Annotated in this window: 15 protein-coding genes; 1 reads left to right on the top strand and 14 read right to left on the bottom strand. The window is 70.4% G+C overall.

The features are described from left to right. Positions 1 to 36 precede the first annotated feature (36 nt). From ACFYQ5_RS10465 to ACFYQ5_RS10435, 7 genes are all read right to left on the bottom strand, one after another. Positions 37 to 909, bottom strand: coding sequence for an ABC transporter ATP-binding protein (locus ACFYQ5_RS10465; protein WP_389196021.1), 873 nt, complete (start codon positions 907 to 909; stop codon positions 37 to 39). Further along, positions 906 to 1,904 (bottom strand): ABC transporter ATP-binding protein, encoded by a 999-nt coding sequence (locus ACFYQ5_RS10460; protein WP_389196018.1) that lies wholly within the window; start codon positions 1,902 to 1,904, stop codon positions 906 to 908. The genes ACFYQ5_RS10465 and ACFYQ5_RS10460 overlap by 4 nt, the downstream gene beginning before the upstream one ends. Then, the gene (locus tag ACFYQ5_RS10455) at positions 1,901 to 2,788 is read right to left on the bottom strand and encodes an ABC transporter permease (protein WP_389196015.1); all 888 of its coding nucleotides are present in this window, start codon (positions 2,786 to 2,788) and stop codon (positions 1,901 to 1,903) included. Before ACFYQ5_RS10455 ends, ACFYQ5_RS10460 begins: the two co-directional genes overlap by 4 nt. Positions 2,789 to 2,790: 2 nt before the next feature. Beyond that, the gene (locus ACFYQ5_RS10450; protein ID WP_389196012.1) at positions 2,791 to 3,831 is read right to left on the bottom strand and encodes an ABC transporter permease; all 1,041 of its coding nucleotides are present in this window, start codon (positions 3,829 to 3,831) and stop codon (positions 2,791 to 2,793) included. Between the two features lie 42 nt (positions 3,832 to 3,873). Next, positions 3,874 to 5,445: an ABC transporter substrate-binding protein gene (locus ACFYQ5_RS10445; RefSeq protein ID WP_389196009.1), complete on the bottom strand. Its 1,572-nt coding sequence runs from the start codon at positions 5,443 to 5,445 to the stop codon at positions 3,874 to 3,876. Between the two features lie 471 nt (positions 5,446 to 5,916). Continuing rightward, the gene (locus ACFYQ5_RS10440) at positions 5,917 to 6,834 is read right to left on the bottom strand and encodes a DsbA family protein (protein WP_389196006.1); all 918 of its coding nucleotides are present in this window, start codon (positions 6,832 to 6,834) and stop codon (positions 5,917 to 5,919) included. After that, a complete protein-coding gene (locus ACFYQ5_RS10435; RefSeq protein WP_389196004.1) occupies positions 6,831 to 7,265 on the bottom strand; it encodes an RrF2 family transcriptional regulator in 435 nt (144 codons plus the stop codon). Before ACFYQ5_RS10435 ends, ACFYQ5_RS10440 begins: the two co-directional genes overlap by 4 nt. Positions 7,266 to 7,416: 151 nt before the next feature. Between ACFYQ5_RS10435 and ACFYQ5_RS10430 the strand changes: the two genes are divergently transcribed. After that, a complete protein-coding gene (locus tag ACFYQ5_RS10430; RefSeq protein ID WP_389196001.1) occupies positions 7,417 to 7,926 on the top strand; it encodes a cupin domain-containing protein in 510 nt (169 codons plus the stop codon). Positions 7,927 to 7,940: 14 nt separating this feature from the next. Here the strand turns inward: ACFYQ5_RS10430 and ACFYQ5_RS10425 are convergent, their stop codons facing one another. The 7 genes from ACFYQ5_RS10425 to ACFYQ5_RS10395 form a co-directional block, all read right to left on the bottom strand. After that, positions 7,941 to 8,165, bottom strand: a complete 225-nt coding sequence (locus ACFYQ5_RS10425) for a hypothetical protein (protein WP_389195998.1) — start codon at positions 8,163 to 8,165, stop codon at positions 7,941 to 7,943. A gap of 102 nt (positions 8,166 to 8,267) precedes the next feature. Beyond that, positions 8,268 to 9,158, bottom strand: coding sequence for an NmrA/HSCARG family protein (locus tag ACFYQ5_RS10420; RefSeq protein WP_389195995.1), 891 nt, complete (start codon positions 9,156 to 9,158; stop codon positions 8,268 to 8,270). A gap of 119 nt (positions 9,159 to 9,277) precedes the next feature. Beyond that, complete coding sequence (locus tag ACFYQ5_RS10415) at positions 9,278 to 9,703, bottom strand: MarR family winged helix-turn-helix transcriptional regulator (protein ID WP_389195992.1); 426 nt, start codon at positions 9,701 to 9,703, stop codon at positions 9,278 to 9,280. Between the two features lie 495 nt (positions 9,704 to 10,198). Then, positions 10,199 to 10,342, bottom strand: a complete 144-nt coding sequence (locus tag ACFYQ5_RS10410) for a hypothetical protein (RefSeq protein WP_389195988.1) — start codon at positions 10,340 to 10,342, stop codon at positions 10,199 to 10,201. A 90-nt stretch (positions 10,343 to 10,432) separates the two neighbouring features. Next, complete coding sequence (locus ACFYQ5_RS10405) at positions 10,433 to 10,771, bottom strand: P-II family nitrogen regulator (RefSeq protein WP_389195985.1); 339 nt, start codon at positions 10,769 to 10,771, stop codon at positions 10,433 to 10,435. Beyond that, the gene (locus tag ACFYQ5_RS10400; protein WP_389195982.1) at positions 10,768 to 12,090 is read right to left on the bottom strand and encodes an ammonium transporter; all 1,323 of its coding nucleotides are present in this window, start codon (positions 12,088 to 12,090) and stop codon (positions 10,768 to 10,770) included. Before ACFYQ5_RS10400 ends, ACFYQ5_RS10405 begins: the two co-directional genes overlap by 4 nt. Positions 12,091 to 12,301: 211 nt before the next feature. Beyond that, a complete protein-coding gene (locus ACFYQ5_RS10395) occupies positions 12,302 to 13,534 on the bottom strand; it encodes a right-handed parallel beta-helix repeat-containing protein (RefSeq protein WP_389195978.1) in 1,233 nt (410 codons plus the stop codon). Positions 13,535 to 13,668 lie beyond the last annotated feature (134 nt).

Below are 13,668 nucleotides of genomic sequence, written 5' to 3'. Positions count from 1 at the left end.
GGTGCGGGGGAGGGCGAAGGGGCCCTTGCTCTGCGGTCAGCCGCTCAGCTGTGCGCGCAGGGCCTCGCGCTCGGTCCGGTCGGCTGTCCGCGAGTGCAGCGTCGGCGCGGAGCCCACGAGCAGGCGCGTGTACACGTGCGTCGGGTGGTTGATGACGTCACGGGCCGCGCCCTCCTCGACGAGCTCACCCCGGTAGAGCACGGCGATGCGGTCGGCGGTCCCGGCGATGGAACCGAGATCATGGGAGATGAAGACGAGGGACGTCCCGGCGGCGCGGAGCTCCTTGAGGATCTCCAGGACCTGGACGCGGTTGGCGGAGTCCAGGGCGCTGACGGGCTCGTCGAGGATGACCAGGGAGGGCTCCGTGACCAGGGCCCGGGCCACGGCGACCCGCTGGCGCTGACCGCCGGAGAGCTCCCCGGGCAGCCGCCCGAGCAGGTCGGCGGAGAGGTGGACCCGGTCGAGGAACGCACGGCCCCGTTCGACCGCCTCCTTGCGCGGCACCCCCTGGATGAGCAGCGGTTCGGTCAGGGAGTCCTCGACGGTGAGGTCGGGGTCGAGGCTGCGCAGCGGGTCCTGGAAGACGTACTGGACGATGCCCCGTCGGCGCAGGGCGCGCCAATGGCGGTTGCCGTGGCGGGTCACGTCCTCACCGCCGAGCCGGATCGAGCCGGCCGAGGCCCGCACGAGGCCGAGCACGGCGCGGGCCAGCGTGGACTTCCCGGAGCCCGTCTCGCCGATGACGCCGACGGTCTCCCCGGGCGCGATGCTCAGCGAGACGCCTCGCAGGGCGCTCCGGCCCCGGCGTCCCCGGCCGTAACGGACCTCCAGGTTCTCGACGGACAGGACGGGGGCCGGAGCCTTCTCCTCCCGGCCTGTGGCCCTCTCCTCCGGCGACGCGGTGCTCATGACGCCTCCTTCGGGGCCTTCGAGGCCGTCGGTGCCTGGGGTGCCTGGGGCGCCTGGGGTGCCTCGGGGGCCTCGGGGGCCTCGGGGGCCTCGGGGGCCTCGGGTGCCTCGGAGGCCTCGGGGGTCTTCGGGGTGAGGAACTTGTCCAGGCCGTACTGCTCGTGCTCGGCCATGAGCAGCCGGGTGTACGCGTGCTGCGGGTCGTGCAGCACCGACCGCGTCGGGCCCTGCTCCACCACCTCGCCCTGCCGCATGACCAGGACCTCGTCGCACAGCTGGGCGACGACGGCCAGGTCGTGGGAGACGACGACGAGTGCCAGACCGGTGCGCTCGCGCAGTTCGGCCAGCAGGTCGAGGATCTCGGCCTGGACCGTGACGTCGAGGGCCGTCGTCGCCTCGTCGGCGATGAGGGCCCGCGGTTCGACGGCGATCGCCGCCGCGATCAGGACGCGCTGGAGCATGCCTCCCGACAGCTCGTAGGTGTACTGGCCGTAGACCAGCTCCGGGTCCCGCAGCCGTACCGCCGCGAGGAGTTCGAGGGCGCGCCGGCGCGCCTCGCGCCGCTTCACGCCCTTCTTGACCCGGATGACCTCGGCTATCTGGGAGCCCACCCGGATCGACGGGTTGAGATAGGACGCCGGGTCCTGGAAGACGGCGCCGATCGTGGTGCCGCGCAGGGCCGTCCACCGGCGGGGCGTCAGGGTCGCGATGTCGGTGCCGTCGATCTCGACCGTTCCGCCGGAGACCTCGAAGTGCGGGGGCAGGATGCCGAGCACGGCGCGGCAGGTGAGGGTCTTGCCGCTGCCGGACTCACCGACGATGCCGACCGCCTTGCCGGGGGTGAGGCCGAAGCCGACCCCGTGGACGATCTCCCGGCCGGTGACACGGTCGCTGATGCGTACGTCGCGGACGGCGATGACCGGCGGAGCGGCCGGGGCCGCCGACACGTGCGCGCGGGCGCGGTCGGGGGCGGCGTTCTGGGACAGGGTCCTCATCGGGAACCTCCCACGGAGACGGGGGCGGATGTACCGGTGCGGGCCCGCGCCTTGCGCTGGTTGACCAGCGCGCGGCCCGCTTCACCGGATACGTCGCGGATGGCGTCGGCGAGCAGATTGCACGCCCAGACGGTGACCATGATCAGCAGGGCGGGTGCCACGGGTGCCCAGGGCTGGTGGCTGAGGTAGCCCAGATCGGAGGCGAGCAGTCCGCCCCAGGTGGGAGCCGGCGGCTGGACGCCGATACCGAGGAAGGTCAGGCTCGACACGATGACGAAGCCCACGCCGATGGTCTGGGCGAGCGCCACCGCGATCGGCGGGAGCACCTTGACCCAGACATGGCGGCGTACGATCCAGCCCATCGAGGCGCCCGAGACGATCGCTGCCTCCACGTACGGCGAGCGGGCCACGGCCAGCGTGGCGGCGCGCGACACCCGGTAGAAGAGCGGTGAGACCAGCGCGCCCGTGACGAGCATGGCCTGCGTGATGCCGTTGCCGAGCAGCGCGATCACGGCGATGGCGAACAGCAGGAACGGCAGGGCGACCAGGGTGTCGGCCAGACGGAGGGTCAGCCATTCGAAGACCCGGCCCGAGTAGACCGACAGGATGCCGGGGACCGCACCGACGACGAGGGCCATCAGCGCGACCTCCAGGGATCCGAGCACGCTGACCCTCGAGCCGTCGAGCAGGCGGCTGAACACGTCACGGCCCAGGTAGTCCGTCCCCAGCCAATGGGCGCCCGACGCCGATGCGAGCGTGTTGTCGCTGGTCGCGAGGGGGTCCTGCGGGGCGAGCCAGGGACCGCAGACGGCGAGCAGGGCGATCAGGACCAGGATGCCCACGGCGATCCGGCCGGATGTGAGTGAGAGGACGCGGCGCACCATCGTCATACCCCCCGCTGGGATGCCGGCATCACACGCGCCAGCACCAGATTGATGATCAGGTTGAAGGAGACGACCAGCACGATCGACACCACGAGCACGCCCTGCACCGCTGGTACGTCACCGGCCTGGGCCGAGTCGTTGGCGAACCGGCCGAAGCCCTGGAGGCCGAAGATCCACTCCGTGATCACGGAGGCGCCGACCAGGGCCGGGAACTTCTGCCCGATCGTGGCGAGGGCGGGCCCGAGCCCGTTGCGCAGGACGTGTGCGAAGAAGATCCGCCGCGGGCTCAGGCCCCGGACCACCGCGCCCGTCACGTAGTTCTCGCCGTAGGCCGCGACGAGGCTGGACCGCAGCTGACGGGCGACGTCGGCGATGACGTCGAAGCTCAGCGCGAGCGCGGGGAGCGTGATGTGGGCGAGCCAGGGGCCGACGCCCTGCTCGGCCGGGACGTAACCGGCCGAGGGGAACAGATCGAGCCCCACCGCGAGGACCGCCACGAGCACGATGCCGACGACGAAGGCCGGCATCACCGAGATCACGGTGACGAATCCCGTGATCGCCCGGTCGACGACGGTGGTGCGCCGCAGCGCCGCCACCGTCCCGAGGGCGAAGCCGACGACCACGCCGATGACCAGCGCGAAGGTCGCCACCGAGAGGCTCACTCCCAGGCCGAGGCCGATCAGCGTGGAGATGTCGGCCCCGTTGACCCAGCTGGTGCCGAGCTCCCCGTGCAGGACGCCGGAGAACCAGTCCCCGTACTGGGCCAGGAAGGGCTTGTCGAGTCCCCACTCGGCCTCGATGCGCTGGATCGCCTCGGGAGTGGCCTCCTCGCCCAGCTGGATGCGTGCCGGGCTGAGTCCACTCATGGACCGCAGCGCGAACGTCACGAAGGTCGCCACCAGGAACACCGGCACGAAGATCGCGACCGACCGGCCGAGCGCGGCCGCCACCCGTCCCGCCCCGTGCCGCGCCCTGCTCGTGGCCACCCGGCGGCGCCGCTCAGGAGTGAGTCCCGGAGTGAGTTCCGGAGTGGTCGTCGTCATGGGGGCTGCCCCCTCTCTGGAGTGGATGGAGTGGATGGGTGGTCAGGAGCCGGCGGCGATCCTCACGCCGGTCCAGTCGATGTGGGCGGGGTTCTTCGGCAGGTCGGAGAGCGCCTTGCTCTTGGCGAAGAGGTTGGGCGAGGAGAAGGTGAAGATCAGGGCCTTGCTCTCGAGGCCCGCACGGGTCGCCGCCTGGAGCACCTGCGCGTAGCCGGGCGCGTCCAGAGGTGTCTGACGGACTGTGGAGACGGCCTCCTCGAAGCCGTCCGGCTCGTACGGAGTGCTCAGGTTCAGCGGGCCGTCGGGGCCGAAGTGGGCGGTGAGTGTCTGTACCGCGGAGTCGCGGCCCGTCGTCGAGTACAGGGAGAAGGCCAGGTCCTTGGCGAAGAACGGGGTGGCCCAGTTCTTGTCGATCTTGATGGTGACCTTGATGCCCACGGCCGCGAGCTGCGACTGGACGATCTCGGCCTGAGGGTCCTCCGCCGGGATGACCAGATTCAGCTTGATGTCGCCGGGCCGGTGGCCCGCCTCGGCCAGGAGCTGCTTCGACTTCGCCGGGTCGTACGGGTAGGCGTTCTCCGACTCGGGGTCGTACGCCACGTAGCCCTTGGGGAAGGGCTGGTCGGTGGCCTCGCCGTGACCGAACGTCAGCTTGTCCACGAACTCCTTGCGGTTGACCGCGTAACGGAGCGCGTCGACCACCCTGTCGTCGTCGAACGGCGCCTTGTTGACGTTCAGGCTGATGTTGGAGGCGTTGAAGCCGGGCTGGGAGAACACGTCCAGGCCCGCCTTCTCGGCGGCGGTGGCCTGACTCGGGTCGAGGTCGGCGAAGTTGTAGACACCGGTCTGGAGTCCCGAGACGACGGTGGAGGTGTCGGGGGCGGAGACCAGCTCGACGTCGTCGATGTGGATGTTCTTCGCATCCCAGTAGTCGGGGTTCTTCCGCAGGACCGCCTTGGTGCCCGGGATCAGCTGGTCGATGACGAACGGTCCGGCGCCGACGGGGCTCTGGTCCAGCTTCGCGGGGTTCGCGGCGGCCTTCGGGCTTGCTATCTGCAGGACGCGCTCTCCGAGCAACTGCGGTATCTGGTAGTCGACCTGAGTGAGGTTCAGTGTGGCGTCCAGCCCGGCGGCCTCGACCGACCCGATCGAGGTCAGATCGCCGAAGAGCGCGGAGTTCTTCTGCTTCTGAGCCCGCTCGATGGCGGCCTTCACGGCCGCGCCGTCGACCGGCTCGCCGTCGCTGAACTTCAGCCCGGGACGTACATGGAAGGTGATCCGGTCACCCTTCTTGTTGTACTCCCAGCTCTCGGCGATGTCGGGGACGGCCTTTCCCTCTTCGTCGGTGCGGGTCAACGAGGCGTACACGAGCGCGAGTTGACGGAACTGCGCGCCACTCCCCCCGACCACCGGATCCCAGTGGCTCGGGAAGTAGGAGGAGGCCCACTTCAGGGTGGCGCCGCCGGCCGACGACGAGGCGCTGCCGCCGCAAGCGCTCAGAGCCGGCACGAGCAGGGCGATGAAAGCGGTTCCGAGGGCAGCGACCCTCAGGCCGCCCGCCTGTCGGGCCGACCGGGCGTCCGGTCGGCGTCGGATCGTGAGTCGTGCGGACATCTCGTTCTCTCTGTCGGGTCCCGGCCCGGAGCAGGGCAGGAGGATGCGGGGGAGCGTGGGAAGGGGAGCGCGGCACCCGCACGGAACCGTCGTCGCGCATGCGGGCATGCGTCGTCGAGGTGCCGGCGCACGGCTGAGCAGGAGCGGTCCGGAGGGGCGTCGAACTCACGGCCCCGTACGGGGATACGACGAAAGGGTGCGACGGGAGGCGGGGAGCCTGCGCGGGGGACAGACGCGGATCAGCGGACCGGCGGGCAGCCGGTGCTGCCGACGGAGGTCAGACAGCGCCTGTGGAACGGAGGTGGTGGGCGGTCAGCGACAGAGTGCGCTGGAGGTGCGCCGCAGGTCCACGTAGCGGCACACCACACCGGGGTGCGTCGTAAGCATGGGCACATCCTGGCGGCAGCCGTCCGCGCCTGTCAATGGACACCCTTTGGTGTCTCATTCAGCGGGACGGTACTCAACCGCAGCTCAGGGCGCTGCGCCAGGGATCCGAGGTGTGCCCGGGTGTGCTGACGCCTCGTCAGGATGCAGCCACAGAAGGCCGTTACCGGTCTCGAGCGGGACCGCCCCCGGCGGGGGCCACGCACCCTCCGCCAGCAGGTGGCGCTCCGGTTCGGTCACGCTCCCGTGACGTTCCAGCGCCTGGGCGGGGGAGAGCGGCGCGGCCGCGCCGAGGAGCCCCGGACAGAGCTCCTCGACGGCCGCGGCGTAGGTGGCGTACGGCCGCCAGCCGGGGACCGCGCGATACCCCGACGGGGCGCGCAGCAGGAGCGTGGGCAGCGCGTAGCGGTACCCGCCCCCGGAGGCCTCCTTGGCGGTGCCGGGGTGCGGCGATCCGCTCTGTACGTCCAGGACTTCGGGGACCGGGTCCCGCGCCTCCGCGCGGTCGGCGCGCACCCGCTCCAGCACCCCGGGCGAGGTCGCGTCGGACCTCAGCCGGTCCGGGTCCAGGCCGGGGACGCCGTGTGCGGCGGCCACCGCGGCCTCCAGGGTGTCCGCCGGTTCCCCCAGCACGAAGACGGTCTCCCGCAGCCGGCGCAGGACCCGTTCGGCCACGCCGTCGCCCTGGAGCCCGGCGGCCACCGCCACGAGGGACGAGGGCCAGGAACTCGCCGCCACGCGGCTCAGCCGGGCCGCCCGGGGTGCGTGGGTGTGCGCGCTGATCCTCTCGACGTAGCCGGCGTAGTACGCGGTCTCGGCCGCCGGATCGGGCGCCGGGTCGTCCTCGTCGTCGAAGAGGACCGCGTACGCGCGCCGCCAGCGGACCCGGCCCGCCAGCGCGGTCCGCAGCCTGCGGAAGGCGGGCTCCGACCCCCAGGCCCACGGGCACATGGGGTCGGTGTACTCCACCACCTCCACCGGTGGCGCATCCGGCCCGCCGGTCACGCGGCGCCGATCGCGGAAGGCTGTTCGCGTGCCTCGGCGGGCAGCAGTGCGGCCAGGGTCAGCCCGCCGAGCACCGCCGCGGCCTCCGACTCGACCTGCCTCCACACCTCGGGCAGACCCACCGCGGGGCCGGGGTAGTCGAGGCCGGTCAGCGACTCGCCCCGCAGGGTGATCAGTTCGCCGTCGACGGCGCGTACGACATCGAGCAGGGCGATCTCACCGGCAGGTCTGCCGAGCCAGTAGCCGCCCTCGCAGCCGCGCTGGCTGCGCACAAGGCCCGCCTTGCGCAGTTCGCCCACCACGGACTTCAGGAACCTGAACGGAATCTCCTGGGAGGAGGCGATGGCTTCACAGGAGAGCGGACGGCCGGGATCACTCGCGAGCTCCAGAAGGGCGCGCGTGGCGTAGTCCGCCTTCGCGGAGATATGCATGCCCACATCATGCCCCGGCGGAGGGGCCGCAGGCGAGGCTCCCCGGTCGTCCGCAACTGCCGCGCGGCCTGCATTGCGGGAACATTGCCGCAGGTGAACGGCAAAGGACACCTCTTGACATCCTTTTCGCCGCCGTCCTAACGTCCCAGCCATGAGCGAGCCGTTGACGACCCCCGGAGAGGGGTTCCACCCTCATCTCCATGAAGCCCCGGGCCGCCCGGCGGCACCCCTGCGCACCCGTCTGCACCACATCCGCGCGGACGCGCTGGACGGTGACACGGCGCAGACCGGAGGCATGCGCAGATTCAGTGCCGTCAGCGGCAGGACCGTGGGTTCCGAGAAGCTGTGGATGGGCCAGACCCATGTGGCTCCCGCGACCGCGTCGTCCGACCACCATCACGGCGAGTCCGAGACCGCCATCCATGTGGTCAGCGGACACCCGGAGTTCGTCTTCGTGGACGACTCGGGGGAGGAGCCGGAAGAAGTGCGGCTGCGCACCTCACCGGGCGACTACATCTTCGTACCGCCGTTCGTGCCGCACCGCGAGGAGAACCCGGACCCCAGCGAGGAGGCCGTGGTCGTCATCGCCCGCAGCACCCAGGAGGCGATCGTGGTCAACCTGCCACGTCTGTACGCGCTGGGGCCCGACGCGACCGGCTGACCCCGGCCCCTGGCTCACGCGCGGCCGAGCAGGCGGCGCGGCAACGCCCGCTCGCTCGCCCGGCCGTCTTCGCCGGGCTCCAGCCGGTAGAGGTGTGCGCAGCTCAGCGAGCAGCCCAAGCAGGAACCGGCCGGCCAGGCGGCGGTCTCGATCCGGGGGAACCTGGAGGGTGTCCGGCCGAGCAGCCTGTCGGTCTCTGCCTGCCGGCGGTCGGACTCCACGCGGTGACCCACCGCCACCGCTTGATCATCTGATGTCGACACAACGGACGAGGACCAGGCGGTGACCGTGCCATGTCCGGGACCGCCACGCCGGCAAGATCACGGCCTGCGGCTGGAGTATCAGGAACGGACCCGGTCCGCGGGCGCGGTCCAGCCGGTGGAGCGGATCCACTCGGCCAGGTCCCAGGTGGTCGGCTCGATCGCCCGCACCGCTGCGAGGTCCGACGGGTATTCGGACGCCTCGGCGAACTGGCGGAACATCGCCTTGTCGAGGTCGTTGCCGAGGACGCTCAGTGGCAGGGCCTCGTAGCGTGACCGTAGCCCGGCGCGCGCGCCGAACGCGGCGGCGATCTGGGGGCCCGTCGGCTCGTCGCCGATGAGCTCGATGGCTCCGCCGGGCACGTCCGCGGTGTCGAGCAGGATCGCGGCGGCGACCTGACCGATGTCCTTGATCGAGATCATCTTCAGGGCGATGTCGTCCGGCAGCGGCAGCCTCAGCACGATCATTCCGTCCTCCAGGCTCGGCGCCATCACGGTCGCGAAGTTCTCCATGAAGGCGGTCGGGCGGATCATCGTGGCCCTCAGGCCGGAAAGCTTCAGGTATTCCTCGATCCGGTGCTTCGAGTCGTGGTGCGGCACGCCCGTTTCGCGATCCGCTCCGAAGACCGAGTTGAACACGACGTGTGGCACGCGCGCCGCGGCCGCCGCATCGACGAGGGCGGTGCCCACTCGGACCTCCTCCTCGATCTCCTCGAGGCTGTTCGCCTCCGGGGTCATGAAGTAGAACGCATCGACCGCCTCCAGCGCGGCGACCGTTGACGCCGGGTCGTCGATCCGGACAGTCGACAGCTCGACGCCTCGGGCGGCCAGCGCCCGCGCCCGGTCGGACTCGGGGGTGCGGACGAGGGCCCGCACCCGCGCTCCTCGGGCCAGGAGCGCGTCGACGACCGCCCCGCCCTGCTGCCCCGTCGCACCGAAGACCGCGATCGCACCGTTTTCCCGCGTGACCATGTCGTCACCTCTCGTTAGGACACGCCATGAACCTCGACTAGTTCATGCCGTGAACCAGACTAGTTCATGCCGTGAACTTACGCCAGGCATGGGGGTGTCGAGGAGGACTGCGCGGTAGGTCAGGACGAGGTGGACGCCGAGACGCCTGACGCGTCCACGATGGCGGTGGCGAGGCGTTCGAGTTCGCGCCGGCCGTCGGCGTCGAGGTTCCCCGCGACATCGGGTAGGTGCTTGACGGTCTCGGCGAACACCGCCTCGCCGAGCACCTTCCCCGCGGGCGTCACGCCGAGCATGACGACCCGCCGGTCCTGCTCTGAACTCGCCCGGCTGACCAGGCCGCGCCGCTCGGTGCGGTCGACGAGTTGGCTCAGCGCGTTCTTGGTCATGCCGAGCGAGGCGGCGAGGTACGCCATCTGCCGCGGCTCGTCCTTGACCGCGCACAGCAGCGTGGCCTGTGAGGGCGTCAGGTCGTACTCGACGCAGATCTGCGCGTACCTGCGCTGGATCAGGACCGAGAGCCAGAAGAGCTTGTCGCCGTAGTCCACGCCCGCCGCCCCCCCCGTCTGGTTCCTAACACCTAGTCTACCGACGTCGACCGGCTTGCCCGACCGTCCAGCCGACAGTGAAATCCGCCTTGCCTTTCTTGCCTGGAGCGCCGCGACCCGTCCGGGAAGTCCTCGGCGCCCGGCAAATCCTGGTCGGACTCGACGAGCACCAGGTCCGCCGCTGGACCTCCTGGCGACGTCGGCCGGTGTTCGCGATGCTCGCCCACGCTCTGCTCGCCGTGATCGCCACCCACGACGATGCCACACGACCGGCGCCGGCCGGGTTGTTCGCGTTGACCTGCAACGAAGTTCAACGGCTGCTCACCAGCCCGAGTCCTGACACCCGCCCGCATCTCGGCCTGCCCCGGGGCCTGGTCCACCTGGCGCCGACGCCACCAACACTGAGCCCGCACCAGCCACTACCGACGCCAAGAAGCAGCAGTCCACTCGCAATAACGATCTACGGCTGGAGTACTACTGATCGGTGGGGCCGGGCTATTCGTCCTTGGAGGTGCGCCCGCTCCGCTTGTTCCACGGGGTGTGGGTGGCGAGCAGGTCGCCCACCGTGCCGACCACGTGGAACGCGAGCCGGCCCACACCCGTCATGACTCGTGCGACCGCATCCGCAGCCTCTTCCATGGTCCGATCTCCTTGCGTCCGTCCACGTGGCCTGCTTCGACCGTGAAGACGCCTTCCGCCGCCCCTGGGTTGCCCGCAGGGGGAGCCGCGTCAGATGGCGTCCGGCCCCCGCTCGCCCGTGCGGACCCGTACGGCGGTCTCGACGGGCACTGCCCACACCTTGCCGTCGCCGATCTTTCCGGTGCGGGCCGCGCGGACCACCGCGTCGAGGACCGGTTCCGCGTCCGCGTCCTCGACGAGGACCTCTATACGGATCTTGGGCACCAGGTCCACCCGGTACTCGGCGCCCCGGTAGACCTCGGTGTGGCCGCGCTGGCGCCCGTATCCGCTGGCCTCCGTGACCGTCATCCCGTTCACACCGAGGTCCTGGAGGGCGGTCTTCACCTCGTCGAGACGGTGCGGCTTCACGACGGCGGTGATGAGCTTCATGGGGCGGTGCTCCTGTTCTGGGAGAGAAGTGCGGAGTGGCCGGGGGACTGCGCGGCGGCATGACCCAGGCCGCCGTGATCGTAGGCGCTCTCCGCGTGCACTGTCTGGTCCAGGCCCGTGAGTTCCTCCTCCTCGGAGGCCCGCACGCCCATCAGCCGGTGGATCGCCCTGCCGATCCCGTACGTCACCAGGAAGGTGTACGCGGCCACGGCGATCACGGCGACGGCCTGCCGGGCGAGCTGGCCCGCTCCGCCGCCGTAGAGGAGCCCCTCCGCGCCGCCGGTCATCGTGGCCGTCGCGAACAGCCCTATGAGCAGTGTGCCGACGACGCCGCCCACGAAGTGGACGCCGACCACGTCCAGGGAGTCGTCGTAGTCGAACCGGAACTTCCACGCGACGGCGTACGAGCAGACGACGCCGGCCACGAGCCCGACGACGAGGGCGCCGGGTACGCCGACGGTCCCGCACGCGGGTGTGATCGCCACCAGACCGGCGACCACGCCGGACGCGGCGCCGAAGGTGGTCGGGTGGCCGTCGCGCCTCTGCTCGACGAAGAGCCAGCCGAGCAGGCCGGTGCACCCGGCGACAAGGGTGTTGAGGACCGAGGCGGCGGCCAGACCGTTGGCTCCGAGCGCCGAACCGCCGTTGAAGCCGAGCCAGCCGAACCAGAGCAGACCTGCGCCGAGCATCACCATCGGCAGGTTGTGCGGCCGCATCGCGTCCTTCTTGAAGCCGAGGCGCGGCCCGATCACCAGAGCGAGGGCCAGGCCCGACGCGCCGCACGTGATCTCCACGACGAGACCGCCGGCGAAGTCCAGGGCGCCGAGCGAGTCCGCGATCCACCCGCCCGGGCCCCACACCCAGTGGGCGACGGGAACGTATACGAGCAGGGTCCACACCGGCACGAAGGCCAGCCACGCCGCGAATTTCATGCGGTCCGCGATCGCTCCGCTGATCAATGCCGCGGTGAGGATCGCGAAAGTCAGCTGGAACGTGGTGAAGAGCAGAGTGGGGACGCTGCCGGTGAGGTCGTCGGGGCCGATGCCGACCATGCCCACGTGGTCGAGGCCGCCGATGAGCCCGGCGAAGGTGTCGTCGCCGAATGCCAGCGAGTAGCCGGCGACCAGCCAGACGACCGTGACCAGGGCGATCGACACGAAGCTCATCATCAGCATGTTGAGGACGCTCTTCGTGCGGACCATGCCGCCGTAGAACAGGGCCAGGCCCGGTGTCATCAGCAGGACGAGAGCGGTGGCGGCGAGGAGCCAGGCGGTGTCGCCTGTGTCAAGGCCTGCCGAGGCCAGGGTCACGGGGGTCAAGAGGGGTTCCTCCTCGGGGGCGGCGCACATTCCGGCCCGGAGAGAGTCGCGGGCGTGCGTTTCGCCGAGGACGCCGTTGCGTTTCCGGTGTGTTTCGTTGCGTGAAGGTGACCGAAACCTCACCGTGAACGGACCGAAGCCCTCCGCCGGTCCGTCCGGGTAGGGCGGACGGACCGGCGAGGGGCGTCGGTGGATACGTCTGTGTCTACGGCTACGGCGTGACCTTGTCGCCGCCGAAGGTCACGACGAGGGAGCCGTCCTCGGCGAAGGACCAGTCCATCGCGCCGGAGTAGGCGGAGCACTTGGAGCCGTTCGTGCCGGTCCAGAACTGGTTGGAGCTGTCCGCGTCGCCCACGGTCTTGTCGTTGGAACCGTCGTCGCCGCGGCAGGAGACGTTGTTGCGGTACACCGACGTGCCCTTGTCGAAGGAGAAGTTGCGTTCGGCGTTGTCGATGCTGATGTTGTCGGACACGGTCATCGAGCCTGGGTTGCTGTTGTAGGTGAATCCGTGCTTGCCGTTGTCGTAGGCGATGTTGCGCCGGACGATGTGATCGACCTCGATGCCGTCGCCGCCGAGCTTGTAGCCGTTGCGGTCGCCGTCGGAGTTCACGGTCCCGTCGGAGAGGGTGCCGTTGTCGTAGGAGAGGGAGTCCTCGATGGTCACCGGGCCGATGGGGCCGGTCTCCGACTTGGTGTAGAGGTCCCAGCCGTCGTCGATGTTGTTGTGGGCCACGGTGTAGCGGAAGACGTTCCCTGGACCCGAGGTGAGCTTGGAGGCGAAACCGTCGGCGTCCTCACCGTCGGAGTCGGCGTTGTCGTGCGACTCCGAGCTCAGGATGAGGTTGTCGGCCGGCCATTCCTCGTCCGGGGTGTCGGAGGCGATGCGCGAGATCTGGAGGCCCGAGTCATGGTTGAAGCGCGTCACGACGTGCTCGATGACGTTGTTGCTGCCACCGACGAAGATCCCGTTGTCACCGGCGTGCTCGACGATTATGCCGTCGATGTGCCAGTACGCGCCGTTCACGGCGAGTCCGCGGTTGGCCGGGTCCTCGCTCATGGCCGCGAAGTTCAGGATCGGGGTCTCGTCCGGGTAGGCGGCGAGCGTCGTGCGGGCGCTCGAGGTGCCGTCGTTGCCCGGCGGGATGGTGACCGTCTCGGAGTGCTGGTACGTCCCGCCGCGCAGGTAGATGGTCCCGCCCGAGGCGACGCGGCTGATCGCCGAGGAGAGCGTCGTCGGGTCCGACTCGGTCCCGGCCGCGTCGTCACTGCCGTCGGGTGCCACGTACAGGGCTTCGGCGGCCGCGGCGACCGGGGCACCGACCGTGCCGGTGCCGAGGGGGGAACCGCCGGGGGCGGACGTGGCCTGCGCCATGGTGCCGGACAGTGCGATCGCTGAGCCGGCCAGCAGGCTGATACCCGCGATGACGGCCTTCTGCTTCTGCATCGATTGTCTCCAGGTCGGGTTGGTGCGGCAGCCGTGCCCGGTCGAGGTGTTGAACGGGCACGGCCGCCGACACCACACTGTGTGGGGGGCAAGCGCTTTCTTGGACGGTAGAGGCGTGTCGTGACCGCGTCAAT

This window comes from Streptomyces sp. NPDC005794 (assembly GCF_042871445.1).
In the GTDB taxonomy this organism is placed as follows: Bacteria; Actinomycetota; Actinomycetes; order Streptomycetales; family Streptomycetaceae; genus Streptomyces.
Note: the sequence above shows the minus strand (reverse complement) of the source record. Positions and strands in the feature narration are given on the sequence as shown.

Excerpts from the sequence above, each read along its gene's own strand:
- ACFYQ5_RS10430 (WP_389196001.1), top strand. The coding sequence starts at position 7,417 with ATGAGCGAGCCGTTGACGACCCCCGGAGAGGGGTTCCACCCTCATCTC.
- ACFYQ5_RS10445 (WP_389196009.1), bottom strand. The coding sequence starts at position 5,445 with ATGTCCGCACGACTCACGATCCGACGCCGACCGGACGCCCGGTCGGCC.
- ACFYQ5_RS10410 (WP_389195988.1), bottom strand. The coding sequence starts at position 10,342 with ATGGAAGAGGCTGCGGATGCGGTCGCACGAGTCATGACGGGTGTGGGC.
- ACFYQ5_RS10460 (WP_389196018.1), bottom strand. The coding sequence starts at position 1,904 with ATGAGGACCCTGTCCCAGAACGCCGCCCCCGACCGCGCCCGCGCGCAC.
- ACFYQ5_RS10455 (WP_389196015.1), bottom strand. The coding sequence starts at position 2,788 with ATGGTGCGCCGCGTCCTCTCACTCACATCCGGCCGGATCGCCGTGGGC.
- ACFYQ5_RS10405 (WP_389195985.1), bottom strand. The coding sequence starts at position 10,771 with ATGAAGCTCATCACCGCCGTCGTGAAGCCGCACCGTCTCGACGAGGTG.
- ACFYQ5_RS10450 (WP_389196012.1), bottom strand. The coding sequence starts at position 3,831 with ATGACGACGACCACTCCGGAACTCACTCCGGGACTCACTCCTGAGCGG.
- ACFYQ5_RS10420 (WP_389195995.1), bottom strand. The coding sequence starts at position 9,158 with ATGGTCACGCGGGAAAACGGTGCGATCGCGGTCTTCGGTGCGACGGGG.
- ACFYQ5_RS10435 (WP_389196004.1), bottom strand. The coding sequence starts at position 7,265 with ATGCATATCTCCGCGAAGGCGGACTACGCCACGCGCGCCCTTCTGGAG.
- ACFYQ5_RS10395 (WP_389195978.1), bottom strand. The coding sequence starts at position 13,534 with ATGCAGAAGCAGAAGGCCGTCATCGCGGGTATCAGCCTGCTGGCCGGC.
- ACFYQ5_RS10465 (WP_389196021.1), bottom strand. The coding sequence starts at position 909 with ATGAGCACCGCGTCGCCGGAGGAGAGGGCCACAGGCCGGGAGGAGAAG.